The organism is Bradyrhizobium sp. SZCCHNR1017, from assembly GCF_032381375.1.
Classification (GTDB): domain Bacteria; phylum Pseudomonadota; class Alphaproteobacteria; order Rhizobiales; family Xanthobacteraceae; genus Bradyrhizobium.
This window is the reverse complement of the sequence record NZ_JAUHIR010000001.1, coordinates 26,738-51,019: the sequence shown is the minus strand read 5'-3', so window position 1 is coordinate 51,019 and position 24,282 is coordinate 26,738. Positions and strand designations below refer to the sequence as shown.

General features: G+C 65.1%; 24 protein-coding genes and 1 pseudogene. 5 read left to right on the top strand and 20 right to left on the bottom strand.

Going from position 1 to position 24,282, the window contains the following annotated elements:
- Positions 1 to 2 precede the first annotated feature (2 nt).
- The 10 genes from QW863_RS00235 to QW863_RS00190 all read right to left on the bottom strand — a co-directional run bounded on the left by QW863_RS00235 (position 3) and on the right by QW863_RS00190 (position 8,009).
- Positions 3 to 305 (bottom strand): HPr family phosphocarrier protein, encoded by a 303-nt coding sequence (locus QW863_RS00235; protein WP_315712559.1) that lies wholly within the window; start codon positions 303 to 305, stop codon positions 3 to 5.
- Between the two features lie 12 nt (positions 306 to 317).
- Complete coding sequence (gene dhaM, locus QW863_RS00230; protein WP_284416623.1) at positions 318 to 716, bottom strand: dihydroxyacetone kinase phosphoryl donor subunit DhaM; 399 nt, start codon at positions 714 to 716, stop codon at positions 318 to 320.
- On the bottom strand, positions 713 to 1,324 hold the full coding sequence (gene dhaL / locus QW863_RS00225) for a dihydroxyacetone kinase subunit DhaL (protein ID WP_315712561.1): 612 nt from the start codon (positions 1,322 to 1,324) through the stop codon (positions 713 to 715). The genes dhaM and dhaL overlap by 4 nt, the downstream gene beginning before the upstream one ends.
- Before the next feature lie 3 nt (positions 1,325 to 1,327).
- Positions 1,328 to 2,338, bottom strand: a complete 1,011-nt coding sequence (locus QW863_RS00220; protein ID WP_315712562.1) for an ABC transporter ATP-binding protein — start codon at positions 2,336 to 2,338, stop codon at positions 1,328 to 1,330.
- Positions 2,331 to 3,443, bottom strand: a complete 1,113-nt coding sequence (locus tag QW863_RS00215; RefSeq protein ID WP_315712564.1) for an ABC transporter ATP-binding protein — start codon at positions 3,441 to 3,443, stop codon at positions 2,331 to 2,333. Before QW863_RS00215 ends, QW863_RS00220 begins: the two co-directional genes overlap by 8 nt.
- A gap of 4 nt (positions 3,444 to 3,447) precedes the next feature.
- On the bottom strand, positions 3,448 to 3,666 hold the full coding sequence (locus QW863_RS00210) for a hypothetical protein (protein WP_315712566.1): 219 nt from the start codon (positions 3,664 to 3,666) through the stop codon (positions 3,448 to 3,450).
- On the bottom strand, positions 3,663 to 4,616 hold the full coding sequence (locus QW863_RS00205; RefSeq protein WP_315712568.1) for a carbohydrate ABC transporter permease: 954 nt from the start codon (positions 4,614 to 4,616) through the stop codon (positions 3,663 to 3,665). Before QW863_RS00205 ends, QW863_RS00210 begins: the two co-directional genes overlap by 4 nt.
- Complete coding sequence (locus tag QW863_RS00200; RefSeq protein WP_315712570.1) at positions 4,613 to 5,575, bottom strand: sugar ABC transporter permease; 963 nt, start codon at positions 5,573 to 5,575, stop codon at positions 4,613 to 4,615. Before QW863_RS00200 ends, QW863_RS00205 begins: the two co-directional genes overlap by 4 nt.
- 124 nt (positions 5,576 to 5,699) lie before the next feature.
- Complete coding sequence (locus tag QW863_RS00195) at positions 5,700 to 7,031, bottom strand: ABC transporter substrate-binding protein (RefSeq protein ID WP_315712572.1); 1,332 nt, start codon at positions 7,029 to 7,031, stop codon at positions 5,700 to 5,702.
- A 330-nt stretch (positions 7,032 to 7,361) separates the two neighbouring features.
- Positions 7,362 to 8,009 (bottom strand): 4'-phosphopantetheinyl transferase, encoded by a 648-nt coding sequence (locus QW863_RS00190; RefSeq protein ID WP_315712573.1) that lies wholly within the window; start codon positions 8,007 to 8,009, stop codon positions 7,362 to 7,364.
- A 462-nt stretch (positions 8,010 to 8,471) separates the two neighbouring features.
- On the opposite strand from QW863_RS00190, the gene recQ reads away from it, so the two are divergent.
- Positions 8,472 to 10,277, top strand: coding sequence for a DNA helicase RecQ (recQ, locus tag QW863_RS00185; protein ID WP_315712574.1), 1,806 nt, complete (start codon positions 8,472 to 8,474; stop codon positions 10,275 to 10,277).
- Between the two features lie 737 nt (positions 10,278 to 11,014).
- On the opposite strand, the pseudogene QW863_RS00180 reads toward recQ, so the two are convergent.
- Positions 11,015 to 11,385 (bottom strand): annotated as a pseudogene (locus tag QW863_RS00180) (hypothetical protein).
- Between the two features lie 217 nt (positions 11,386 to 11,602).
- Complete coding sequence (locus QW863_RS00175) at positions 11,603 to 12,253, bottom strand: hypothetical protein (protein WP_315712575.1); 651 nt, start codon at positions 12,251 to 12,253, stop codon at positions 11,603 to 11,605.
- 171 nt (positions 12,254 to 12,424) lie between these two features.
- On the opposite strand from QW863_RS00175, the gene QW863_RS00170 reads away from it, so the two are divergent.
- Positions 12,425 to 13,162, top strand: coding sequence for a hypothetical protein (locus QW863_RS00170; RefSeq protein WP_315712576.1), 738 nt, complete (start codon positions 12,425 to 12,427; stop codon positions 13,160 to 13,162).
- Positions 13,163 to 13,186: 24 nt separating this feature from the next.
- Positions 13,187 to 14,767, top strand: coding sequence for an endonuclease/exonuclease/phosphatase family protein (locus tag QW863_RS00165; RefSeq protein WP_315712577.1), 1,581 nt, complete (start codon positions 13,187 to 13,189; stop codon positions 14,765 to 14,767).
- Positions 14,768 to 15,692: 925 nt separating this feature from the next.
- On the opposite strand, the gene QW863_RS00160 is transcribed toward QW863_RS00165, so the two are convergent.
- The 6 genes from QW863_RS00160 to QW863_RS00135 all read right to left on the bottom strand — a co-directional run bounded on the left by QW863_RS00160 (position 15,693) and on the right by QW863_RS00135 (position 20,322).
- The gene (locus QW863_RS00160; protein WP_315718498.1) at positions 15,693 to 16,511 is read right to left on the bottom strand and encodes an HlyD family efflux transporter periplasmic adaptor subunit; all 819 of its coding nucleotides are present in this window, start codon (positions 16,509 to 16,511) and stop codon (positions 15,693 to 15,695) included.
- A 255-nt stretch (positions 16,512 to 16,766) separates the two neighbouring features.
- Positions 16,767 to 17,468 (bottom strand): VIT family protein, encoded by a 702-nt coding sequence (locus QW863_RS00155; protein WP_315718499.1) that lies wholly within the window; start codon positions 17,466 to 17,468, stop codon positions 16,767 to 16,769.
- Positions 17,465 to 17,869: an OsmC family protein gene (locus tag QW863_RS00150; protein ID WP_315718500.1), complete on the bottom strand. Its 405-nt coding sequence runs from the start codon at positions 17,867 to 17,869 to the stop codon at positions 17,465 to 17,467. Before QW863_RS00150 ends, QW863_RS00155 begins: the two co-directional genes overlap by 4 nt.
- A gap of 141 nt (positions 17,870 to 18,010) precedes the next feature.
- Positions 18,011 to 18,577, bottom strand: a complete 567-nt coding sequence (locus QW863_RS00145) for a cytochrome b (RefSeq protein ID WP_315718501.1) — start codon at positions 18,575 to 18,577, stop codon at positions 18,011 to 18,013.
- A gap of 81 nt (positions 18,578 to 18,658) precedes the next feature.
- Positions 18,659 to 19,567, bottom strand: a complete 909-nt coding sequence (locus tag QW863_RS00140; protein WP_315718502.1) for a sigma-70 family RNA polymerase sigma factor — start codon at positions 19,565 to 19,567, stop codon at positions 18,659 to 18,661.
- Positions 19,564 to 20,322 (bottom strand): SDR family oxidoreductase, encoded by a 759-nt coding sequence (locus QW863_RS00135; protein WP_315718503.1) that lies wholly within the window; start codon positions 20,320 to 20,322, stop codon positions 19,564 to 19,566. The genes QW863_RS00140 and QW863_RS00135 overlap by 4 nt, the downstream gene beginning before the upstream one ends.
- 143 nt (positions 20,323 to 20,465) lie before the next feature.
- On the opposite strand from QW863_RS00135, the gene QW863_RS00130 reads away from it, so the two are divergent.
- Together QW863_RS00130 and QW863_RS00125 are read left to right on the top strand one after the other, a co-directional pair.
- Positions 20,466 to 21,671 carry a M20/M25/M40 family metallo-hydrolase gene (locus tag QW863_RS00130; RefSeq protein WP_315718504.1) on the top strand — a complete coding sequence of 402 codons (1,206 nt, stop codon included), beginning with the start codon at positions 20,466 to 20,468 and terminating at the stop codon, positions 21,669 to 21,671.
- Positions 21,672 to 22,250: 579 nt separating this feature from the next.
- On the top strand, positions 22,251 to 22,631 hold the full coding sequence (locus QW863_RS00125; protein ID WP_315718505.1) for a hypothetical protein: 381 nt from the start codon (positions 22,251 to 22,253) through the stop codon (positions 22,629 to 22,631).
- A gap of 266 nt (positions 22,632 to 22,897) precedes the next feature.
- Here the strand turns inward: QW863_RS00125 and QW863_RS00120 are convergent, their stop codons facing one another.
- Positions 22,898 to 23,362, bottom strand: coding sequence for an RbsD/FucU family protein (locus QW863_RS00120; protein WP_315718506.1), 465 nt, complete (start codon positions 23,360 to 23,362; stop codon positions 22,898 to 22,900).
- Between the two features lie 106 nt (positions 23,363 to 23,468).
- Positions 23,469 to 23,813, bottom strand: a complete 345-nt coding sequence (locus QW863_RS00115; RefSeq protein ID WP_315718526.1) for a hypothetical protein — start codon at positions 23,811 to 23,813, stop codon at positions 23,469 to 23,471.
- Between the last annotated feature and the right edge of the window lie 469 nt (positions 23,814 to 24,282).

Sequence of the window (24,282 nt, the reverse complement as noted above, 5' to 3'; positions counted from 1 at the left end):
CGTCACTCCTCGTCGAACTTGCGGTCGACCAGATCGACAAGCGCCGCGATGGCCGCCTCGGCATCAGTTCCGTTGGCGCGCAGGAACAGCGTCTCACCCTTGGCCGCCTTGACGCGCATGATCTTCACCGGGCTCTTGGCGTCGGTCCAGGGCCCGTCGGCCGCGATCGCGACTTCGATGCTCGACGCAAAGCGCTTGGCGAGCTGCGTCAGCTTGACCGAGGGTCGCGCATGCAGCCCGACCTCGTTGGTCAGCAGCGCATGCGCCTTCGCTTCCTGCATGCCGATCTCTCCACCGTCAGCCATTGCCGTTCCTGCTCATCCGCCCATCAGCTCTTCGGCGGTCGCGCGCACCGCATCGAGCGGCGAGCCGCCGGAGGCTTCCGTCGCCGCCATCACGGCGCCTTCGACCAGCGGCGCGTTGCAGATCACGATGCGCTCGCGCCGCTCCTCCGGCATCATCTCCACCGCCATCTCGCTGTTGGTCTCGGCGCCGCCGAGATCGACCAGGATCGCAACGCCCGACTCCGACCACGCCTTGTCGATCGCGCCCATGATGGCGCCGACATCGGTGCCAAGCCCACCATCGGCATTGCCGCCGACCGCCGCGAGCGGCACGCTGTCGCCGACCATCTGCCGGACCATGTCGGCCGCGCCTTCCGCCACCTTGGCGGAATGCGACACGATGACGATGCCGACATTCTTCTGCTCACTCATGTCCAGGCCTCATTGAATACGCCGCAGATCGCCTGCACCAGCAGGCTGGACGAGCGCGCGCCGGGATCCATGTGCCCGATCGAGCGCTCGCCGAGAAACGAAGCGCGGCCGCGGATCGCCAGCATCGGCACCGTCGCGTCGGCGGCTTCGGCAGCGATCGCGGGCAGCCGAGCGGCGAGATCGTCGCCACCGGCCGCAAAAGCGACCTGCACCGGGATCAAGACGTCGAGCATAGTTTTCTGACCTGCTTCCGACTTGCCACGCGCTTTGACGTCCGCGATGGCGCGACCGAGCGCCGCCGCCGCTTCGGCGGCAGAGGGCTCTGATGGCAGCGCCTTGCCAAGTCCCATCGCCAGCGTGCCATAGAGCGGACCGGACGCACCGCCGACCTTCATGACCAGCGCCATGCCGACCGCCTTCAGCGCCTCGGGAAGAGGCTTGGCGGAGATATTGTCCACTTCGGCGAGCACGGCCTCGAAGCCACGCTTCATGTTGAGGCCGTGATCGCCGTCGCCGATCGCCGAGTCGAGCGCGGTCAGTTCCTCGGCATGGGCGATGATGACATCGGCCATCGCCACGATCACCTTGCGCTTGAACGCCTGATCCATTGTCTATCTCACCCGCTGGCCCGCCCGGTCGAACAGCAGCGGCCGGGTGAACTCGATAGCGACGGAGTCGCCGACTTTCAATTCCGTATCCGGCTCCACCAGGCTGACGATGGTCTGGTCCTGCAGCGTGATATGCAGATGATTCTGATCGCCGAGATGCTCGATCCATTTCACCCGTGCGTCCGCACGGCTCTCTGCACGCCGGACCGTCATGTGCTCGGTGCGCGCGCCGATCGTCGCGACGTCGCCCGGCACCGCAAGATCCGGAAACAGCCCGCGCGGCAGCAGATTGATGCCGGGACTGCCGAGCCGGGTCGCCACATAGGTATTGGCCGGATCCTCATAGACCTCCCGCGGGCTGCCGACCTGCACCAGCCGGCCCTGCTCGATCACGCCGATGCGGTTGGCGAGCGTCATCGCCTCGATCTGGTCGTGGGTGACGTAGAGCATGGTGGCGCCGAGATCCTGCTGGATACGCTTGAGCTCGATGCGCAGCTCGGAACGCAGTTTGGCGTCGAGCGAGGACAGCGGCTCGTCTAGCAACGCGATCGCAGGTCTGCGCACCAGCGCGCGGCCAATCGCCACGCGCTGCATCTGGCCGCCGGAGAGCTGAGTAGCGCGGTTGCCGAGCTTGTCCTCGATCCGCAGCATCGCCGCGACGTCACCGACGATGCGCCTGATCTCAGCCTCCGCAATCTTGCGCACAGGCGAGCGCAGTGGAAAAGCCAGATTGTCGTACACCGACAGATGCGGATAGAGAGAATATTGCTGGAACACGAACGTGACGTCACGCGCGGCCGGCGTCGCCTTCGTCTGGTCGACACCGCCGATGGTGACGCTGCCGCGATCCGGCATCTCGAGGCCGGCCACGAGCCGCAATGTCGTGGTCTTGCCGGCACCGGTCGGCCCGAGCAGCACGACGAGCTCGCCGTCGCGGATGGTCAGCGACAAATCCCGTACCGCCGGCTTGGAACCGAACGACTTGCTGACGGCGTTGAGCCGCGTCTCAGCCATGATGGCGCCCTCCTCTCACCGGCTGCTCATACAGCGCGGTGCGGACCGCGCGGCCCGTGGCGGCGTCGAACAGCGACAGCCGGTCGGCGCGGAAGCTGAGCCCGACCGGCTCCGCACGCTGCACCCGGACCGCCGCGGGCGCGCGCGCCTTGACGATGCCATGAGACGTCGTGACGGTGATGATCTGGGTGGTGCCGAGATATTCGGCGCCGAACACCTCGCCGCGCAGCCCGCCTTCGGCGCTGAGCGCCACCTGCTCCGGCCGCACACCGAGGACCAACTCGTCGCTCCCGGCATCCTCGCGCAGCTCGGGCACGCCGATCTCGGCGCCGTCGATCCGCACGCAGTTCGTGCCGGCGCCAAGCCTGCCCGCGAAGCGGATGAAGTTCATCGCCGGCGAGCCGATGAAGTCTGCGACGAACATGGTGGCGGGACGGTCGTAGATCTCCTGGGGCGTTCCGAGCTGCTCCACGACGCCGCGATTCATCACCGCGATCGTGTCGGCCATCGACATCGCCTCGAGCTGGTCGTGAGTCACGAACACGGTGGTGGCCTTGAGCCGGTCGTGCAGGGCGCGCAGCTCGCCGCACATGATGTGACGGAACTCCGCATCGAGCGCGCCGAGCGGCTCATCCATCAAGAACGCTTTCGGCTCGCGGACGATGGCGCGGCCGAGCGCGACGCGCTGGCGATCGCCGCTCGACAACCCGCTCACCGGACGGTCGATCAGATGGTCGATGCGCAGGATGCGCGCGGCTTCCTCGACCCGCCGCCGGATCTCCCCCTTGGGCACCCCCATCGAGACCAGGGGAAAAGCGATGTTCCGGCGCACGTTCATGTGCGGGTAGAGCGCGAACAGCTGGAACACCATGGCGATGTCGCGCTCGCGCGCGCGGCGGAAGGTGACGTCCTCGCCGCCGAGCCTGATCGCCCCCGAGGTCGGCAGCTCCAGGCCTGCAATCATGCGCAGCGTCGTGGTCTTGCCGCAGCCGGACGGACCGAGCAGGCAGAAGAACTCGCCGTCGGCGATCGTGAAGCTTGTGCCGCGCACGGCGGCAAAGCCGCCGAACTCCTTGAACAGATTCTCGATCCGGATCTCGGCCATGGCGTCAGTCCGGAAACTTGGAGACGATGGTGAACATCACGACGCCGGCGAGCGTGGTGATGAAGGAATAGGTGTAGAGCACCAGTGCGAACGGCTGCAGCAGCATCAGCACGCCGGCCGCAATGAGGATCGTTGCCAGCGTCTCCATCGGGCCGCGCCGCAGCGCCCGTGGCCAGCGCGAGTGCGCCGCATTGGCCGGCTGATCTTGTGCCATCTCGCTCATTTGCGCACCGCTCCGAAGGTGATGCCGCGCAACAGATGTTTTCTCAGCAGCACCGTGAACACGACGATCGGGATCAGGAACAGCGTGGTGCCCGCCGCGACCGCCGGCCAATCCTGGCCGCCCTCGCCGATGATGATCGGGATGAAGGGCGGCGCGGTCTGCGCCGTGCCCGAGGTCAGAAGCACCGCGAAGGCATATTCGTTCCAGGCGAAGATCAGGCAGAAGATCGCGGTGGCGACGATGCCGGTGGTGGCCTGCGGCAACACGACCTTGAAGAAGGCTTGCAGGCGGGTGTAGCCGTCGACCATCGCCGCCTCCTCGTATTCGCGCGGGATCTCGTCCATGAATCCCTTGAGCAGCCAGACCGCGAGCGAGATGTTGACGGACGTATAGAGCAGGATCATGCCGAGCCGCGTGTCGGACAGGCCGAGCTCGCGATACATCAGGTAGATCGGGATCGCGACCGCGATCGGCGGCATCATCCGGGTCGACAGGATGAAGAACAGCAGATCATCCTTCAACGGCACCTTGAAGCGCGAGAACGCGTAGGCCGCCAGCGTGCCGAGCACGACCGACAGCGCCGTCGAGCCGAACGCGATCACCAGCGAATTCACGTAGCGTGGGATGTAGTTCGATGGACCCGCGACCACCATGTTGCGGCCGCGCGAGATGCGGTCGCACAGACTGGCAGCCGGTGGCAGCTTGGCCATGTACTCCGGCGCCTGCCGGGTCCGGGTCGTGAACAGGTTGCAATAGCCCTCCAGGCTCGGCTCGGCGACGAGCTTCGGCGGATAGGCGATCGCGTCCGACGGCGACTTGAAGCCGGTCATGAAGATCCACAGCAGCGGCACCAGAGTGATCAGCGCATAGGCGATCACCACGGTTGCCGCGATCCGCTTGGTCAGCGGCGACGGATCGACGACGGAATGGGCGGTTGCGAGACCGGTCATCGGCTTTTCACCCGGTTGAGCGCCTTGACGTAGATGTTGGCGAGGCCGAACACGGTGACGAACAGGATGATGGCGAAGGCCGAGGAATAGCCGGTCCGCCACTTCTCGAAGGCTTCGCGCTTCAGGGTGATCGAGGCGACCTCGGTCGTCGAGCCTGGACCGCCGCCGGTCAGGAGGTTGACCATGTCGAACATCTTGAAGTTCTCGATGCCGCGGAACAGCACCGCCAGCATGATGAACGGCAGCGCCATCGGCAAAGTGATCGACCAGAACTGCCGCCACGGCGAGGCGCGATCGACCTCGGCCGCCTCATAGATGTAGTCGGGAATCGAGCGGAGACCTGCAAGGCAGATCAGCATCACGTAAGGCGTCCACATCCAGGTGTCGACGATGACGATCGCCCAGGGCGCGAGCGGCACTTGCGCCAGCATCTGGAAAGACGATGCGGGCGCGCCCGTCGCGGCGGAGATGACGTAGTTGAAGAGCCCGATCTGCGGCTGGTAGAGGAACGTCCAGAAGTTGCCGACCACAGCCGGCGACAGCATCATCGGCAGCAGGATCAAGGTGGTCCACAGGCCGTGGCCGCGGAACTTCTTGTCGATCAGCCAGGCTAGCGTAAAGCCCAGCAGGGTCTGGATCAGGATGGTCCAGAACACGAAGCGCGCGGTCACCGTCATCGCCGCCCAGACGTCCGGATCGGTCAGGATCGACTGGTAGTTGGCGAGTCCGATATCGAGCACGGTGGCGTTCGGACGGTTCGCGCGATAATTGGTAAAGGACAGCCGGATGGTCCAGATCAACGGGAAAATGTTGATCGCGAGCAGCAGCAGCATGGTCGGCATGATGAACAGCCAGGCGATGGCGCGCTCGGACAGGCCGCGCACGCGCCCCGCCACGGCGGGCGGCGTCACCAGGGCGGCGCGGTCGACGAGGCTGCTCAGTCCGGTTTGGTCGGTCATGCGAGGGGCTGCTTCACTGGCGGCTTCGGGCTGGCGGTGAGACTGGCTGGTCCGTCCGGCAAGCCGAAGCTCGCCGGAGGGATTGTCGTGGCGGATTTCGCTTGCGCGGGAGGTGCCGCCTCCATCACAGCTTGCCGTCCTCCTTGAACACCTTGGTCCAGTCGGCGATCAGCCCGTCGAGCGCGCCTTTCGCCGTCCCCTGGTCGGCGACGACATAGTCGTGGACGCGCTTCTGCATCGCGAGCAGAAGCTGGGCGTAGGACGGCTCGGCCCAGAAGTCGACCACCTGGTCCATCGCCACCAGGAAGTCGGCGGCGAACGGCGCGGTGTTCTTGAAGTTGGGATCGTTGAGCACGCCCTTGTGGCAGCTGTAGCCGCCGAGCGCCCACCACTTCTTCTGGGTGTCGAGCGCGGCGAACCACTTGATATATTCGAGCGCTTCGGCGCGGTTAGGCGAATATGCCACCACCGAGATGCCCTGCCCGCCGAGCTGCGAGCCCTTCTCCTTCTGCGCGGGGTTGACGAAGAAGCCGATCTTGTCGCCGCCGACATTGGGGTCCTTGTAGAGGCCCGGGAAGAAGGCGAACCAGTTCATCTGCAGCGCGACCTGGCCGGACTTGAAGGCATCGAGTCCTTCCTGCATGTAGCCGTTGGAATAGCCGGGCGGCGTGCAGCATTTGTACAGCGCCTTGTAGAATTCGAGGCCCTTCACCGCATCGTCCGAGTTGACGAAGCCCTGCATGTCATACTGCTTCTTCGGGTTCTGATACTTGAAGCCGAACGGATAGAGCGCGTTGGTGACGCCCATGGTGATGCCTTCCGAGCCACGCTCGGTGAAGATGGCCGCGCCGTAGACGGTCTTGCCGTCGATCACCCGCTTCTGGAAGAACTCGGCAATGTCCTTCAGCTCTTCCTGCGTCTTCGGCACCTCGAGCTCGCGGCCGAATTTCTTCTTGAATTCCTCGCGAATCTCCGGCCGCGCGAACCAGTCCTTGCGATAGGTCCAGCCGTTGGCGTCGCCCATCGCCGGAAGCGCCCAGTAGTTCGGCGAGCCCTTCGGCCATTCGGCGTAGCCGGCGACGGTGGCCGGCATGAAATCGGAGATCTTGATGCCTTCCTTGTCGAAGAACTCGTTGAGCTTGACGTATTGGCCATTCTCGGCCGCGCCGCCGATCCATTGGGAATCGCCGATCATCAGGTCGCACAGCTTGCCCTTGGAATTGAGCTCGTTGAGCATGCGGTCGGCGAAGTTCGGCCACGGCACGAACTCGAACTTCATGTTGACGCCGGTCTTGGCGGTGAAGTCCTTGGACAGCTCGACCAGCGCATTGGCCGGATCCCAGGCGGCCCAGCACAACGTAATCGTCTTTCCTTCGGCGCGTGCCGGCGCGGACGCGCCGAGCACGGTCGCGGCGGCGACCGTCGCCGCCAGTGCAAATGTCTGCAGCAACTTCATCTGGCACTCCCTCCCTGTTGGCGCCGTCCCCGCTTCGCGTGGGTGACGGCGATGCATGGCCCGCGGCGAGCGGCGCCGTCACAACGACAGCGCGAGCCGCAAGCGTTTCCCCATGGCCCGGATCATCCGTCCGAGTTAAGTATTTTGTTTAGTAGATTGCGAACGACTAAACATGTCAAGCGCGTTTTCGCGACGTTTGCAGCGCATCATGTTTAGCGACTGCGGTAAGCTGCTCGTCGTCCGGAGGTTTGCCGGGATGGCGATGGCGCGGCTCTCCGGCGCAGCCGCGAGGACGCAGGCGCGGCCCAACTCCAGGCTGCATCCGCGTGATCAGCCCTTCGCCAACGTCACGCCGCAACTGACCCGGCCGTCAGCGACGAGGAAGCGTCCGGCGAGGCGAGCAACGGCGGTCGGCCAGTCCTCTCTCATGACACGCGCCTCGAACGTGCCCGCCGCCCATGCGATCGCGAGCTCGACATCCTGGAAATCCAGGAAGCCGCGCGTGAGCGGATACTGGCATTTGTAGTAGGCTTCCTTGGCGCTGAAGATCACGATCGGCAGCATCGGCTGCAACGCGTCGGGCTGGCCGCGAAGCCATTGCCGTTCGGCCGGCGTGAGCACAAGATCGCGCATCGACGGATCGAGCTCGCGCAGGTCCTCGACATCCAGTCCAAGGGACGGGACATCCCTGCTTCGGGCCACGGCCACGGCGCAATGATCGGCACAATGGGAGATGCTTCCCGCATAGCCCGACGGCCACACCGGCGCGCGATCCGGCGTCGGGACGAGCGCGACCGGCGAAGCTCCCAGCGACGCCAGCGCCCTGCGCGCCAGGATCCGGGCGGTCGCGAACTCGGCGCGCCGCTTGGCGACCGCGGCCTGGATATGCGCGCGCTCTTCGGGAAACAGCTCAACCTCCGCCAGCGAGAGGCTGGACGCCGCCACCACGACCGGACCGTCAAACAGATTTGCAAGCACTCACATCACCAACTCTGCACGCGCGTCTCTTTGCGGACCGGCCTCGACCGGCCGCCACCGTATACGAAACGGCGACGTCGAAGCGAATTCCAACGATTCAACATGTCTCGCGATCTCGCGGCGCCACGCCCCCGAGCTTTGCATGGCGAGCGCACGCTGCCGCTCGGCGAGCTGCACCACCGACCACTGCGGATCGGCATCGACCAGCACTTGCGCCCGGCGAGGTGCCAATGCACCCGGCTCCCCCCGGGAGCCCATGGTTGGATCAGGATCAGAACATACTGCGATGCAAGTCGATTCTGCCATAACTCGCCGGCTTGTCCAACGCGCCCCGGCCGCTGTCCCCCGGTCCATGCTTTTCGGCCCCGCTGACATGCGCGTCGGCGGCCAGCTTTTGCTTGACGGCAGCGGGCTGCAACGGGACTTATCCAGTCCCTCTGTCTGCCGAAGAAGTGCGTTCCCATGGCCGCCGATCCGCTCTCGATCCTCAAGACCGTGTTCGGCTACGACAGTTTCCGCGGCCGGCAGCGTGACATCGTCGAGCACGTGATCGCCGGCCACAATGCCTTCGTGCTGATGCCGACCGGCGGCGGCAAGTCGCTGTGCTACCAGATCCCGGCGCTGGCGCGTCCCGGCCTCGGGCTGATCATCTCGCCGCTGATCGCGCTGATGGAGGACCAGGTCACCGCGCTCCGGCAGGCCGGCGTGAAGGCCGCGGCGCTGAACTCGCGGCTCTGGGGCGCCGAGAAGGACCTGCTGTGGCAGGACATCGAACGCGGCGAGCTCGATCTCCTCTACATGGCACCCGAGACGCTGCTCAAGGCGGAGAACCTCGAGCGGCTCAAGACCGCACGGTTGTCGCTGATCGCGATCGACGAGGCGCATTGCGTCTCGCAATGGGGCCATGATTTCCGTCCCGAATACCGCGCCCTCGACTGCCTCGCCGGGCTGTTCCCGACCATCCCGCGCATCGCACTCACCGCCACGGCCGATGCGCCGACGCGCGCGGAGATCGTCGAGCATCTTTCGATCGGCGACGGCAACAGCTTCATCGCCGGCTTCGACCGGCCGAACATCCGCTATGGCGCAGCGGAGAAAACCAGCACGATGCAGCAGATGCTGGCCTTCCTGAAATCGCGCGAGGGCGAGAGCGGCATCGTCTATTGCCTGTCCAAACGCAAGACCGAGGAAGTCGCCGCCTCGCTCAGCGATCATGGCTTCCCGGCGCTGCCCTATCATGCCGGCATGGAGATGAAGGCGCGCGAGAAGAACCAGCGCCGCTTCCAGCTCGAGCAGGGCCTGATCATGGTCGCCACGATCGCCTTCGGCATGGGCATCGACAAGCCCGACGTGCGGTTCGTTGTTCATGCCGATCTGCCCTCCAGCATCGAGGCCTACTACCAGGAGACCGGCCGCGCCGGGCGCGACGGCCTGCCCTCCGAGACTCTGATGCTGTACGGGGCGGAGGACATCGCGCTGCGCCGCCGCTTCATCGACGAGTCCGACGCGCCCGATGCGCGCAAGCGCACCGAGCGCCGCAAGCTCGATGCGCTGCTCGGCTTCGCCGAGACCTGCCAGTGCCGCCGCCAGGTGCTGCTGCGCTATTTCGGCGACGATTGCGCGCCGTGCGGCAATTGCGACATCTGTCTTGACCCGCCGGAGACCTTCGACGGCACCATCGCCGCGCAGAAGCTGCTGTCCTGCATCCACCGCACCGGCGAGCGCTTCGGCCAGGCCCACGTCATCGCGGTGTTGCTCGGCGAGACCGACGAGCGCATCGAACGGCTCGGCCACGACAAGCTCTCGACCTTCGGCATCGGCAAGGAGCACGACCGCAACGCCTGGCGCTCGATCGTCCGCCAGCTCGTCGCGCATGGTCTGATCAGCGTCGACGTCGCCGGCCATGGCGGCCTGTCGATCTCGCCCGAGGGTCGCCAGTTCCTGCGCGACAAGCCGCAGCTCAGCCTGCGCGTGCTGAAGAAGTCGCGGCGCGACCGCAAATCCCGGGAGCGGCAGACCACGGCGGCATTTCCCGACCTCGACCGCGACCTATTCGAGAAGCTGCGCGTACGCCGGATGGAGCTCGCCAAGGCGCAGAACGTCCCGCCCTATGTCATCTTCCACGACAAGACGCTGGCCGAAATGGCGGCCCGCCATCCGCGCTCCGTCGCGGAGCTTGCGAGCATCCCCGGTGCCGGCACGGTCAAGCTCGCGCGCTACGGCGAGGCCTTCGTGGCGGTGATCAATGCGCATGATGCGGGCGCCTGAGCCGGCCATCGTCCAGCAGCACCGCGGCTCCTTCGCTCGACGATCAGACGGCACACATGGCTCACACATGGCCTCGCGATCCCGCCGCTGATGACGCCCGGGTTATGCAACTGAAGTCCCCTTCTCCTCGAAGAAGAGGCGCAGGGAAGACCGGGTATCAGCTGATACCCGCGGTCCGCGTGCAGCAAAAAGCACGCGGCAGAACCACAGGTTCAGCCCAATATCCGGCCTTCCCTGCGCGACGGTTTGACGACTTATAGGCGCTCTCCCCGGGGATCGGCTGTCTTGCCCCCGTCGCCGGCGGATCATCATCACCGCCGGTTTGGCATCAGCACCGCGATGCCAGGACCACACCACTTCGCCGTCGCATCGCTCCGTTCGTCGGCGCGGGCTTTGACACCCGGCTGCGGAGCAACGCGCCCGTCGCCTCCCCGGCTCGACGCTCGTGACGATCGCGAAACGTCCCTCTTCAGCGAGCCGGGATAACAGGAAATGTGGATGTGATTTGCCCGACGGTGCAAGTGATGAGTTTGCGACAAACTGGCACGACGGGCAGTTGGCGCATACGCGCCATGCAGAGATTGCCCGTCGTGCAGCTCGGGATGGCGCGAGTTCGTCGGGTCACAGCAGCCGGTCCCATCGACGCCTTCAAACGTCTTCAGTGATTGGAATGCACCGTCACAGTGATGAGCTTGGCTCCGGCACCGAGCTGCCGGGTCGGCAAAGCACGAGCCATTCTACTTCTCCGCGTGCCCGGCGGCACTGGTCCGACCGCATGGAAGTTCGGGCGGGGCCGGAAGATCGATGCTGCCAATCAGGTCCGAGCGCAACGTTTCAGCGGCGGCCGTCGCCGCCATGGTCTGTCGCAAGGTGCTGACGTTCGATCCGAGCGAAACGATGCCGCCGAGCACCGCGGCAATCGTCCCGAGGACGACGACCGCATTGGACCCCAGCAGGCCCAGCACCGCCCCGAGCAGCAACGCGGCGCAGCCGGATATCACGATCTTCGAGGCCATGATGATCTTTCGACACCGCTCGGCCGCGTCGGCCAGCTGTTCGATCCGCGCCTCGATGAGGGAGATTGATCGCTCGGGTCGTCCTCATCCATCAGACCAACTGTTCTCCACGGTGTTGCTTTGGGCTAATTCCGTCCCCGCCCACCAACGTACGGCCATTGGTTGGACAATCCAAGAGATGGTTTGCGGCCGTGAGGCATCGACCTTGATGAAGCTCGCGATCATCTGAGATATTACAGGCCTTGGATCACACCAACGCATGGCATCTGGCTTTGTTACGGCGCGACCAAGCCGAGGAGCCTCTCGAAACTAGGCCGGCACGGGAACCCCGGCTTTCTTCTCCAGCGCGGCCACCCGGTCGCGAAGGCTGCGGATCTCCGCGACCAGGTCAAGGACGTCCGGCGCGGGTTGATGCCCCATCATCCCGACATGGCTCGTTGTCACACGAATGGTCGACGAGCTGATCTCCATGCTGGTGCGGGAGCTCGCAACTGATAGACCCGGTTGCAATGCGGGCGGTGCGGGGACTGCGATCGTAACGCCACCCGCGACAATTCCGTCTGGAGCGGTAACGGTTTTCTCGAACCGCGCGGCGCCTTTAACGGTCACGTCTTCGAGTTTCGCCGCACCGTGAATCGAAACGCCCCCGGCGTAATGCTTGCCATCGTTGAGAACAAGTTCGTCAGCCTGGGAGTGAGAGAGCGCCGCGCGCGCCGCCGGAGGCACTTTCGGGCTCTGGAGCTGCACGGTCTCGACGTTGCATGCCATTATCGCTCGCCCCAACCAAGCCGGGGCTAGCAAGAGACGTCCCGCGTGGGCCTCCGCGCCGTCAAACTCGATTCTGAGCATGCCGGGATAGCCCTGCGCGTCGACGGGAACCCTGACATTGCCGCTCTGCAGCACAGTCGTTGATCCTTCCAGGATGACCGACGTGTCGGTGAGTTTGATGTCGCTCGTCATGTTCGCCGCCTCCCGCTGAAGATGTAACTTAAAATATCGTCAACTCGGCCGCCGCGGGTTGATTCACGTCAACGCTCCATCGGCTGGCGCCTGCGACCGTTAGCTACGAAGTCGGATGTTCTGGCGCGCGTCAGGCCGCGCTCAGAACATGGGAACTGGCGGGGTCTTGAAATGCCCAATGATCTGCACACCGTCCTGAGCGGCATTCACGGATTGAAGGTCGACGCAGTCGAGAGGTCGGTTCCGGCCTGCGCGGACCATGCCTTCGCCTGGGCAGGCAAGCTGCTCCCCACGCCCCACGTTCGAGCCCGCGCCGATTTCAGCTCGGCTCATCATCAGGCCTGGCTCGAGGCCATGAGCAATCTAAGTGCATGGAAGACGCGGCAGATCGATATGAACCTGCCGGCATCGGAGAAGCTGCTCATTGTCGGATGGTACTTCCCGGAGCTTGCAAGCCTGCTCGGCGCTGCGGAAAAAAAGCATGTGGTCGTTCTGGTATCGAATGATGCTCCCTGGCTCTCCGAGTTGAAGGACGCAGGCACCACACTGAACTTCCGGGCCGCAGGCGGTGCGGCGGCGCTCGCCGCGTACATGCGCGAAGGCCGCAACGTGTTCGCGATGATGGACAATATTCATCCGGGCACCGAGTTCATCCGCAGCCCATTCTTCGGGCGCCCCGCCAAGACTCCGGCCGCCATTCTGAGGCTTGCGATCCGCAACGGCTACACGCTGGCGCTGATAGCGCCCAGGGACAGCCGCGTGGAAGTGGTGGCGACACTGCCCACCGCCGGCAAGCAGCCGGAGGATCTCGCTGCCTGGGTGAACCAGAAGATCGAACAGGAAGTCAGACGGGCGCCGGAACGCTGGCTGTCGTGGCCGATGCTCGCCTACCGCTTCCAGGCAAGCTGATTCACCAGTCAGGAGGACGCGCGCATGCCCACCACGTCGTTCAATCAGCTCGCGCAGCAGGCCGACGCACTTTACCCGCCGCAGTCGATGCACAGCCTGTTGTCCAGGCTGCGCTACCCCGGAGCGGCACCGGGAACGACCCTGCCGACGGCTTCGTTCGCCGAGGCGGCTTGGCGCCTGTCGGGCCCCTCCACGACACGAATTTCATTCCTCCACTACAACATCTGGTGCCTGCGCGCGAAGATCGGATTGAAGGAGATCGTCGCCGCTGCCGGAGGGGTGGGCCACTTCGCGGCTTGTCTTGGGGTTTCGGCGGGTGAGTTCATCGGCAAGGCGCTGGAGATGGTTGGGGCCGATATCGGAGATGTCTGCGACCGCATCTTCCCGCCGATCGTGGAAGTCTGCGGCGTATCGGTCAACCCATTGAACGATGCCTGCAAGCTGGTGGGCAACAGCCTCTCGCTCGGCGGATACATCATCGAAAATCTCAGTTCCGACCTCGACTGGCTGATAAGCCTCTTCTCGATCCCCGAGGAGGTCGTATTCGAGGTGCTGATGCAGTTGGTCGCGCCGGTGCTTGGCGTGTTCGAAGTGAGTGTCATGGAGAAGCCGGTCATCCCCGAGCGCGCCGACGAAATCGGCCGGAGGGTGTTCGCCTACGACCTCGTATCGCTGGTCGAGGCTTGGGACCAGGATACGCGGGATACGATCCTGGCACATGGCACGGCGCAGCATGTCGACGGACCGACCGGCTCCCTCGCCTACAAGCAACTGCAGAGCGGGATCCTCGTCCTCAGCCCGACGCGGACGATCGAGAATGGCGGCGGGCATGTCTATGCCGCGGACGGCGTGTCGCGAGTGATGCCCGGCGGATGCGAGATGGGCTACATGTTCGATTCTGACAAATGGGCGAACAAAGGGGTGCAACTCACGCGTATCCCGGTCGGCTTCGGTGCGATCGAGCTCTATTCGACGCATGTTTATGCCGGGGATGGCGGCCTTCTGCCGCCCGGCCCAACTGACGCGGAGAAGATCGACGTCAGGCGCACGCAGATTGATGAGTTGATTGCCTTCATCAAGGCGACGCACCTTCCATCCAACGTGGCCATTGTCGCCGGAGATTTCAACATCGGTGCTGATACCGACGAATACCACAACCTGGTCGCGGCGATGGAGCAGGCCGGCTTCTATGACCTGTGGAGCGTCCCGTACGATACGATGAAAAGCGACGGTTTGACCGACCGTCACGGCGAGGGCGACGAGCCGATCTACAACGACTTCAATACCAACTGTAAGGTCTATCGCGCCAGCGAGGCATATCGGCAAGCCTACGATCCGGCCGTTGCCACGCCGACGATGTCGGATGATGTCGATTACTACTGCGACGACATGCAGCCAGACGACGCGAATCCCACCGGATCGAGGATCGACTACCTGTTCATGGAACGTGCGACTGCATTTCACGGCTTCAATCTCGACGTCTCACGTGTGCGCCGGCGTGCTTTCAAGTCACGCATCCGCTGGGTCGTCACCCCCGGCCCGCAGGACTACCTTTCGAACCACATCGGACTGGAGGCGACTTTGTTCGCCAGCCCAAGGCACTAGAGCTCCGGGCGTTCAAGAAGCGCGGCAGAGGCTCGGAGTCACAGAATGGGTCACTCATCGTCGACAATGCCGACTTGGCCGTCTGCGCAGCGCTTGTCGGCGGGGATGCCAAGTTGAGGCGTCTTGGCACTCGACCTGGTAAACGGTAGGCCATTAGCATCACCAACCTCTCGCCGACCGCTGAGCATAAGGGTTCGGCCAGCTTCATGTTCATGCGCGCCGGCAGGCCGCCGACCTTGTGGTGCGACTTGATCGTCATCGACAGGCCGCCGGTGAAGAAGACGCTCTCGATCACGTCGAGATAGGGCCGCAGATCACCTTGCGACTGCCCACTTGGTGCGGGACATCGCACGACCGCGTGTTGTACGTTTCAAACAGCAGGCAAGGCTGAGCCATCTCGCAGCGGTATCCGCCCGAGTTGTCGTCTTGAGTGAACCTCTTCCTCCGAAGAAGAGGCGCAGGGAAGACCGGGTATCGGCTGATACCCGCGGTCCGCGTGCAGCAAAAAGCACGCGGCAGAACCACAGGTTCAGCCCAATATCCGGCCTTCCCTGCGCGACGGTTTGACGACTTATAGGCGCTCTCCCCGGGGATCGGCTGTCTTGCCCCCGTCGCCGGCGGATCATCATCACCGCCGGCTTGGCATCAGCACCGCGATGCCAGGACCACACCACTTCGCCGTCGCATCGCTCCGTTCGTCGGCGCGGGCTGTGACCCCCGGCTGCGGAGCAACGCGCCCGTCGCATCTCCGGCTCGACGCTCGTGACGATCGCGAAACGTCCCTCCTCAGCGAGCCGGGATGCGCGAGAATGTGAGGGTGATTTGCCCGACGGTGCAAATGATGAGTCCGCGACAAACTGGCACGACGGGCAGTTCAGGCATGAGAGGCATGCACGGATTGCCCGTCGCGCAGGAATGGCCGTGGTCAGATGCGCCGCTGCACCGACGCGGGCTGGAGATCCTGCTCGCAGTGGCAGGTCCTCTGCGCCCTCTCCCACAGGATCTGCGAGACCATCCGCTCGGTCCCGGTCAGGCCGGTCAGGATCGTCGCGCCGACAGCCATGCCCGATCGCAATCCGGCGGGCATGGCCGCCTTCAGCAGGCTGATCTTCAGCGCGATCCGCGCTTCGCCGGTTGGCGAGCCGGACGCCGCGCCGATCCACTCAGCATCCGCGACATGTCCATAGAGCCGGACGGGAAGGCCCGGCACGTCGATCGTGACCGCCTGTCCGATCGCGACATAGGTGATCTCGGAAACCGCGAGGGCTGCGATGACGTGGGGCTCGCCGGGCGTGACCACCGCCATCAACGACCGATCTGTCGTCACGACGTCGCCGACATGGAGACCGCTTGCAGCCACGACGCCGGCGACGGGAGCGATGACGTCGTTCAGCGCGACCGTCGCGGCGCGCTCGTCCCGGTGCTCGATCCGCGCGAGAACCTGTCCCGCAGCGATCTCCTGGTTGTCGGTCACGAGCAGGTCCCTGACCAGGCCGGACACCGCCGACCTGACCGGGATCTCGTTCATACTGACATAGGCGTCATCGGTGTGAACCAGATATTGGCCCACGGTCACATACTCGACCATCCACGGCACCGCGACCAGCATTCCGAACATCAGGCTGAGCGCGACGAGCAACCACAGCGCACGTGCTGCGGACGCCCTGGCGCGCGGCTCCGCCGGGGGACACTCCCGATGCAGAATGACCGGCCGGGATCCACCCGGCGCTTGCTGTCCGTCCACCACTCGCTCCTCACGACTACGGCATCGGGCGCGTTGCCGCCTCGGCGGCATCCTCTTGACGTAAGAGTCGCACCCATCGAATGCCCGTGACGCGAGATGTGGCGGCTCGCGGGCCGGTTGATAATGGCGCCTGGACCGAATTGGGTCTTCAATTTCTCGAAATAATGCCCGTGTCGACGACACCGCGACACCGCCGCAGCCTCGACACGAGACGGGGGTAACGCCGTTGACCGTCGCGCAAGCTTTGCCAGCGCTTCAAACAACGGCCCCAAACAGCCTTCCGATGCCTGCGGTGAGACCCAGGGCGAAGGCCCCCCAGAACGTCACGCGAAAGGTGGCGCGCGGAATGTTGGCCCCGCCTGCCTTTGCGCCGATCGCTCCCAGCACCGCGAGAAAGGCGAGAGAAGCGGCGGAGACGATCGGGACCAGCAAATTGGCGGGCGACACCACGACCATCAGCAAGGGCATGGCGCCCCCCACCGAAAACATCATGGCCGAGGTCAGGGCAGCCTGGATCGGCCGCGCTGCGGTGATCTCCGAGATTCCCAATTCGTCGCGGGCATGAGCCGTCAGTGCGTCTTTCGCCATCAGCTGCTCGGCCACCTGCCGCGCAAGGGATTGATCCAGACCTCGCTTGACGTAGATTTCGGCAAGCTCGTCGCGTTCGAATGCGGGGTTGTCGCTCAGCTCCTTGCGTTCCCGGGCCAGGTCGGCCTGCTCCGTATCCGACTGCGAACTGACGGAGACATATTCACCGGCGGCCATCGACATCGCTCCGGCGACCAATCCCGCCACGCCTGCGATCAGGACGTCGTTTCGTGTCGCTGCTGCCGCAGCAACACCGACGATCAGGCTCGCAGTCGAAATGATGCCGTCATTGGCTCCCAGAACGGCCGCTCTGAGCCATCCGATCCGCGCCACCAGATGGCTTTCGGGGTGGATGTGAAGGCGGCTCATGTCTTTCTCCTGATCACGCCTTGCAACTTCGTCGCGGCCGCCACGGTGTTGGAAATCGTTCCATACTTCCTGACATTCTGATGAAGCAGCTCGAGCCGGCGGTCGTCTTCGTCGGTGTCGACGATCAGCTCGTAATCGATCGACGCCATCATCGGCGGGCTGTCCTGACGGACGCCGATCAGTCGCACCTCGACGCCACGAACATGGAACTTGAGCATCGGCGTCACGCGTTCGATTCCCTTGATCATGCAGGCGGCAACCGCGGCGAGAAGAAGCTCGGCCGGGTTGAACGCATCCCGCCGTCCCTGGACATCGGTGTCGAGCACCACGGTCGCATCCTTGCAGTCAGCGACGCTTTCATGCGCATCGATCCGTCGGGCGTTGACGCGATACTCTAGCATTGGGGGAGTCTCCCGGCCGTGTTTCCTTGGGGATTGGCAATCCGAACCATGAGCGGAGTGATCGATCGGATCGCGACCGTTCGGTTACGGCGGCGGAAGCGACCGGCGCAATCCATGGTTTCCGACAGGCGTGTCGCTTCCCTAGTCGTCCGAGTGAGGCAGCATGCGAAGCAGCGTCCGGTCCCGGAAGATCCAGTGATGGATCAGCGCGGCGGCCGCATGCATTGCAGCCACGATGACGAGGGCGTGGGCGAGAATTTCATGCACTTCCTTGACGTTGTGAGCAAACGCGCGGTCCTTGGGCCAGGGCGACGCGATCTCGGCGATGCCAAACAGCGGCAAGGAATCACCGCGCGCAAACTGCAACACGATGCCAACGACGGGCACGGCAAAGAGCAGCGCATAGAGAACGTAGTGCGCGAAACGCGCGGCCGGATCCTGCCACTTTCCCATCCATGTGGCGAACTCAGTCGCTTCGGGCGGCGGAGAAGGATCGGCCAGCCGCCAAGCCAGGCGCACCGCCAGAAGCATGAGGATCGCGATCCCAGCCGTGACATGGACGAGCAGGCCGGACTCGCGCGGTGCGCCCTTGGGCAGCACGTCACCGAAGACCCCAAGCGCCCAGGCGACGGCCACGAGAACGACCGTCAGCCAATGCAGCGTCTGCGGAATCGCGCCGTAGTCCCTCGTCGAGTTGAAGAGCTGCATCTCAGACCTCTCGCGCCAAAAGATGCTCCTGGCGCGACCGTCCCTCGTTGATGTGGATCAAGCCCTTGCCGGTCCGGGTGCTCAGGACGGCGGGACGAGTGCCAGCTCTGCATCGGCGATGACATAGCGGACGTAGCGGTAGTCGCGGATGAAGCTGATCTTGCCGTCGCGCCAGCTCAGCCACATGACGTAGCTGGGCCGCGGATCGCCCTGGCGTTCGAACACGGCCATCACTTCCCGGCCCTCGAGCCAGGCCGGCGCCAGCCAGACGCCGTCCATCCCGGCGTAGATGCTGAAGAACATCCCGACATCGGCCGGGCCGACACGGACGGGATGAGTGGACTGGTGCAGTTTGACGTCGTGCGCCAGCAGCGCGCGCAGGCCGTCCCAATCACGCCGGTTGAACAGGCTCACATAGCGTATCGCCGCATCGGAGGCGGGTCTCGCCGCCGGCCGCGCCTCGGCCACAGCGTTGATCTCGGAGAGCCGCGCCCGGGCGCGGGCGAGATGTGCCTTCACCGAGTCCACCGTCAGGTCGAGCAGCGCCGCGATGTCGGCGAGCGACTCATCGAGCACATCCTTCAGAACGAGGACGCTCCGCTGAGGGATCGGAAGCTCCGTGAAGCGCGACACCGCGGTCCGGATCGCCTCGTCGCGCATCATCGCCTCCACGGCATCCGGCACGGTGTCGTCGGCGACACCGTCAGCCGCCTCCATCGGTTCGGCGGCCCGGATCGCACGGCTGCGCAGCAGGTCCAGCGCCCGGTTATGCGCGACCCGGAACAGCCAGGCGCGCAGCATCACGACGTCGCGCATCTCGTCCACCGCGACGAGCGCCTTTGTCAGGGTGTCCTGCACGACGTCCTCGCCGTCGATCACGGAGCCCATCAGGCGCGCGCAATAACGATGCAGCTCGGGCCGCAGCTGCTCTGCGACGGCCACGAGCTGGCCGCTGCGCGCGCCGCGCGAAGCATGTCCGCCGTCACTCAAGCTGCCGCTCCTTCCATCACCGTCACACCGGAATCTCCGTTGAGACCGAACACGACGCCGTCGACGAACCGCGGGTCCTCCAGCACTGCGACCACGCGATCGCCGAACGCCCGTGGCGGCATCGGCGCGCCGAAGCGGGCGACGAACGCTTCCGGCGCAATGCCCATGGACCCGGCATAAGCGCCCGCGGCCGTATCCCCCACTCCCGTGCCCAGGATCATCATGCGCGGCACGATCGCCTGGAAGCGGATGCCGAGCCCGTCGTCCTGCGACACGCCATTGGCGTATTTCGCCATGAACCAGAGCATGCGCTTGGCGCCGCCGTAGCCGCCTGACATCTGCGAACCGCCCACCGCCGCGCCGCTCGATCCGACCAGGACGCGGCTTCCTGGTTTCAGGGGGAGCTTGAGCGCCGCCTGGATCCAGTACAAGCCCGCCTTGACGTCCGTTTCCCAGGCAACCGAGAAATCCCTCCAGGTCAGCCGATCCAGCCGGTCCATGTGCGGCGTTGTGCCGGCGTTCAAGATCAGGATGTCGGGGCTGATATCGCCGACGATGCGATGCGCAGCGGCCTCGTCGGTGACGTCGGCCGCGATGGTGGCCACACCCAGGCGCGCAGCAATCGCGTTCAGCGCCCCGGTTCCGCGCGCGACGACGGTCACCTTGGCGCCGCGATCGACGAGGGCCTCCACGACTCCCAGGCCAAGGCCGCGGCTTCCGCCGGTCACGACGATCGTCTTGTCTTTCAGGCTCATGATGATGCTCCAATGTCCAGATGACATGAAAACGATCGAGGCATCGGAAAAGAGTCAGGCGGCGAAACCAATGCGAGCCCCCTTGCGCAACCGGCCGCCCGGCTGGATGCTCCGGGCACATCGTTCATCACGGGAATCGCTTCATGTCCGTCGACACCACCGCCGCCACCGATCGTCTGATGCGTTTTCTCGCCGTCCAGGGCGTGACCGGACAGGAAAAGGCGATCGGGCGCGAGATCATGGCGGCGCTGAAGCAGGCCGGCGTGCCGGCCAAGGCGATGCGGCTCGACGATGCCAATACGCGCATTCCGCTGCCGACCGAGACCGGCAATCTGATCGTCGAGCTGCCCGGCCGCGGCAGCCAGCACAATCAGCCGCGGATCATGTTCATGACCCACATGGACACGGTGCCACTGTGCGCCGGCGCGCAGCCGAAGATCTCCGGTCGCAAGATCGTCAACCAGGCCAGGACCGCGCTCGGCGGCGACAATCGCTGCGGCTGCGGCATTCTCGTCACGCTCGCGGCCGAGCTGATCCGGCAGAAGCTCGACCATCCGCCGATCACGCTACTGTTCTGCGTGCGCGAGGAGAGCGGGCTCTATGGCGCGCGGCACGTCAACACCGACGACCTCGGCGCGCCCGAGATGGCGTTCAACTTCGACGGCAGCTCGGCCTCCGCCGTCACGATCGGCGCTGTCGGCGCCGACCGCTGGGAGGTCGAGATCTTCGGCCGCGCCTCGCATGCCGGCGTCGCGCCTGAGCGCGGCATCAGCGCCACCATGATCCTGGCGCTCGCGCTCGCCGAGGTGAAAGCCGGCGGCTGGTTCGGCAAGGTGGTGAAGGGCAAGGGCAAGGACGCGAGGCTTGGCACCAGCAATGTCGGTCCGGTCACCGGCGGCGAAGGCCGCCCCGCGGGCGACGCCACCAACGTCGTCACCGACTACGTCCACGTCCGCGGCGAATGCCGCAGCCACGATGCCAAATTCATCCGCGAGATCACCAAGGCCTACAAGGCGGCCTTCGAGAAGGCGGCCAAGCAGGTCACCAACAGCGAGGGCAAGTCCGGCCGCGTCAAGTTCAAGGCCGAAACCGACTATCATCCGTTCCGGATGAAAGAGACCCTTCCCGTCGTCAAGCGCGCCATGGCTGCCGTTTCCGGCATCGGCGCAGCGCCGACCCTGCGCGCCGGCAATGGCGGCCTCGACGCCAACTGGATGGTCCGCCACGGCATCCCCACCGTGACCTTTGGCACCGGCCAGAACGAGCCGCACACGATCGACGAATGGATCAACCTGGACGAATACGATCGGGCGTGTGCGCTGGCGGTCAGGCTGGCGACGATGGGGTGAGACGACGCCATCCGGACACGCACTTGGATGGCTGCAACCTCCTTGCTCCCGCGCAACGTCGTGACGACGGGATTGCCAGCAAACGCGCATGTTCCGAACAGGTCGAACAGCGAGGCCATGACGTCGCGCTCCCGCGGCGGATTGCACCCAGGCAGAGATTGCCCGTCGTGCAGCTCGGGACGGCGCGAGCTCGTCGGGTCACAGCGGCCCAGTCTCATCGACGCCCTTCAAACGTCTTCAGTGATTGGAATGCACCGTCACAGTGATGAGTTGGCTCCGGCACCGGGCTGCCGGGTCGGCAAAGCACGAGCCATTCCTCCTCTGCGTGCCCAGCGGCCCCTGTCCGATCGCATGGAAGTTCGGGCGGGGCCGGAACTCCAAAGCGGGACGGCGGTTCTAGTGCGATGGACCTGCCATTCGCGTTGGACCGTCGCCAGCTCCTCGGCGAGGTCAGGTCCAGAACCGCAATCGATCATCCGTTTGCCGGCATTGTACGGCTCTGACGTTCGTCACAGTTCTCGGCAGAGCCGGACACCGGAGACATCAGCCAATCACGGCGCACTTCACTGGAGGCCTGACATGTCGACCAAACTAGCTCTGCTCGGCCGCACGGCCGCAATTGCTTCATTGACTGCACTCGCGATCGGCGCCTTCACCCCGACCAGTGCCGACGCGCGAAATGGGCGCTGGCACGGCGGCGGCGGCGGCGCTGCGATCGGCGCGGCGCTCGCGGCGGGTGCCATCGGCACCGGTCTTGCGATCGCCGCAAGCCGCGACGCCTACGATTATTACGATGGCCCGGTCTATGACGGCCCGGCCTATTACGCGGCTCCGTCCTACTACGGCGTGAACCCCCACGCCTATGGCTATTACCGCAAGGGCGAATACCCCTATCAGGTCTATGGCGGCGACAGCCCGAACGCGGTCTGCGCGCAGGGCACGACCTGGAATTGCCGCTGAGACCGCGTCCAATTGAAACCTCGACGCGGCATCGGGCGAGGTCTCGCGGCGCTCGCCCGGCGCTGGACTCGCTTCTCTGCCGTCGCGATCAGTCCCGTAACCTGCCATGAGCGCAGCGACATGCGGGACCGATCTCTCGCCGGGTCGCTTCCCCGAAGCCCATTGAGCCGCGGCGGGCGCTACGCGTCGAACGCGAGGCGGATGACCGATCGCGATACCCTTGCCGGCATGCGCACCGCTGCCCAAATGCGGCGCGCCAGCCGGCATCATGATCCCGATGCGCCATCCGGCGGGATGACGCCCTTGCTGAAGATGAAGCAGCCGTAGAACCGGCGCTCGCCGGTGGCGATCACGCAATAGGCTGATCTGGCCATCTCATAGAATGCGAAGCGCTCGACGCCGACCAGCGGCCACGACCTGCCCTCGGCGCGGTCGATCACCGCCTGCACCTCCTGCTGCACCGGCGTCACCTCCGCAGGACTGCCCACGACCTCCATCCGCACGGCGGCATCGTCGATGAAGCTGTCGAGCGGCAGCACCGACAGCACGGCCTGGACCGCGCGCGCCGCGCTGACATTATCGATGCGCAGCAGCCCGCCGAACACTGTCTGCCGCGCGATCGCATCCGCCGGAAAATTGGTGTCGCAGATCACGAGACGGTCGCCATGCCCCATCGCGCGGAGCGCATGGAGCACGTCGGCATTGAGCAGTGGATCGATCCCCTTGAGCATGTGGTCTCCCTGTCATTTTCATCGAACGGACCAGGTCGCCGGGCCATCGGCCAAGGGCAACTGCTGCCAACACCTGGAGCGCGTCACGCCATCATCCCATCGCGAACTACACGCTCCCTCGCCTCTCGCCGACCAGGCGAAGATCGATGCTGCCGATCAGGTCCGAGCGCAGCCTTTCAGCGGCGGCCATCGCCGCCATTGTCTGTCGCAACGTGCTGACATTCGATCCGAGCGACACGATGCCGCCGAGCAGCGCCGCAATGGCGCCGAGGAGCGCGACCGCATCGGATCCGAGCAGGCCCAGCACCGCGCCGAGCAGCAATGCGGCGCCGCCCGCTATCGCGATTTTCGAGGCCAGGATGATCTTTCGGCACCGCTCCGCCATCTCGGCAAGCTCGTCGATCCGCGCCTCGATCCGGGAGATCTCTCCGCTCGGGTCGTCCTCATCCATCACGCGAGCTGCCCTCCGCGCCATCAGCGCCTCATCCTGAAACGACCCGGTCCCCGATCATGCCACCTGTCACGTGGCGCGCGAGCGTACGACGCCGCCATCCCACCGGCAACCATCCACGGCCTGACTTCACCGCGCACAACAGGTCCCGATGCACGCGGACGCTCCTCCAGGGCCGCGGCCGCAGGCCCGGAACAAAGCCGGCAACTCCGGATTGTCGTAACCGGAATTTCCACACGGCGGATGGGCGGCTCATGCCGAGCGCCCGTTCGGCAACCATCGGCTGCTATTGCCTACACGGCAATGAGCAACTTCTGACCTTGGTGCCAGCAGCTCATCAATAAGAGCTGAGCGGAAACGACAATTCGACTACGAAAGCAGCGCGTCGGCCAGGCGATATCAGGAAAAGGCCGCAGAGGCGCGTGATGCTCAAGGCGCCTCGTTACGGGGCCGCGCAACCATATCATCT

Excerpts from the sequence above, each read along its gene's own strand:
- QW863_RS00235 (WP_315712559.1), bottom strand. The coding sequence starts at position 305 with ATGGCTGACGGTGGAGAGATCGGCATGCAGGAAGCGAAGGCGCATGCG.
- dhaM (WP_284416623.1), bottom strand. The coding sequence starts at position 716 with ATGAGTGAGCAGAAGAATGTCGGCATCGTCATCGTGTCGCATTCCGCC.
- dhaL (WP_315712561.1), bottom strand. The coding sequence starts at position 1,324 with ATGGATCAGGCGTTCAAGCGCAAGGTGATCGTGGCGATGGCCGATGTC.
- QW863_RS00220 (WP_315712562.1), bottom strand. The coding sequence starts at position 2,338 with ATGGCTGAGACGCGGCTCAACGCCGTCAGCAAGTCGTTCGGTTCCAAG.
- QW863_RS00215 (WP_315712564.1), bottom strand. The coding sequence starts at position 3,443 with ATGGCCGAGATCCGGATCGAGAATCTGTTCAAGGAGTTCGGCGGCTTT.
- QW863_RS00210 (WP_315712566.1), bottom strand. The coding sequence starts at position 3,666 with ATGAGCGAGATGGCACAAGATCAGCCGGCCAATGCGGCGCACTCGCGC.
- QW863_RS00205 (WP_315712568.1), bottom strand. The coding sequence starts at position 4,616 with ATGACCGGTCTCGCAACCGCCCATTCCGTCGTCGATCCGTCGCCGCTG.
- QW863_RS00200 (WP_315712570.1), bottom strand. The coding sequence starts at position 5,575 with ATGACCGACCAAACCGGACTGAGCAGCCTCGTCGACCGCGCCGCCCTG.
- QW863_RS00195 (WP_315712572.1), bottom strand. The coding sequence starts at position 7,031 with ATGAAGTTGCTGCAGACATTTGCACTGGCGGCGACGGTCGCCGCCGCG.
- recQ (WP_315712574.1), top strand. The coding sequence starts at position 8,472 with ATGGCCGCCGATCCGCTCTCGATCCTCAAGACCGTGTTCGGCTACGAC.
- QW863_RS00175 (WP_315712575.1), bottom strand. The coding sequence starts at position 12,253 with ATGACGAGCGACATCAAACTCACCGACACGTCGGTCATCCTGGAAGGA.
- QW863_RS00170 (WP_315712576.1), top strand. The coding sequence starts at position 12,425 with ATGCCCAATGATCTGCACACCGTCCTGAGCGGCATTCACGGATTGAAG.
- QW863_RS00165 (WP_315712577.1), top strand. The coding sequence starts at position 13,187 with ATGCCCACCACGTCGTTCAATCAGCTCGCGCAGCAGGCCGACGCACTT.
- QW863_RS00155 (WP_315718499.1), bottom strand. The coding sequence starts at position 17,468 with ATGAGCCGCCTTCACATCCACCCCGAAAGCCATCTGGTGGCGCGGATC.
- QW863_RS00150 (WP_315718500.1), bottom strand. The coding sequence starts at position 17,869 with ATGCTAGAGTATCGCGTCAACGCCCGACGGATCGATGCGCATGAAAGC.
- QW863_RS00145 (WP_315718501.1), bottom strand. The coding sequence starts at position 18,577 with ATGCAGCTCTTCAACTCGACGAGGGACTACGGCGCGATTCCGCAGACG.
- QW863_RS00135 (WP_315718503.1), bottom strand. The coding sequence starts at position 20,322 with ATGAGCCTGAAAGACAAGACGATCGTCGTGACCGGCGGAAGCCGCGGC.
- QW863_RS00130 (WP_315718504.1), top strand. The coding sequence starts at position 20,466 with ATGTCCGTCGACACCACCGCCGCCACCGATCGTCTGATGCGTTTTCTC.
- QW863_RS00125 (WP_315718505.1), top strand. The coding sequence starts at position 22,251 with ATGTCGACCAAACTAGCTCTGCTCGGCCGCACGGCCGCAATTGCTTCA.
- QW863_RS00120 (WP_315718506.1), bottom strand. The coding sequence starts at position 23,362 with ATGCTCAAGGGGATCGATCCACTGCTCAATGCCGACGTGCTCCATGCG.
- QW863_RS00115 (WP_315718526.1), bottom strand. The coding sequence starts at position 23,813 with ATGGATGAGGACGACCCGAGCGGAGAGATCTCCCGGATCGAGGCGCGG.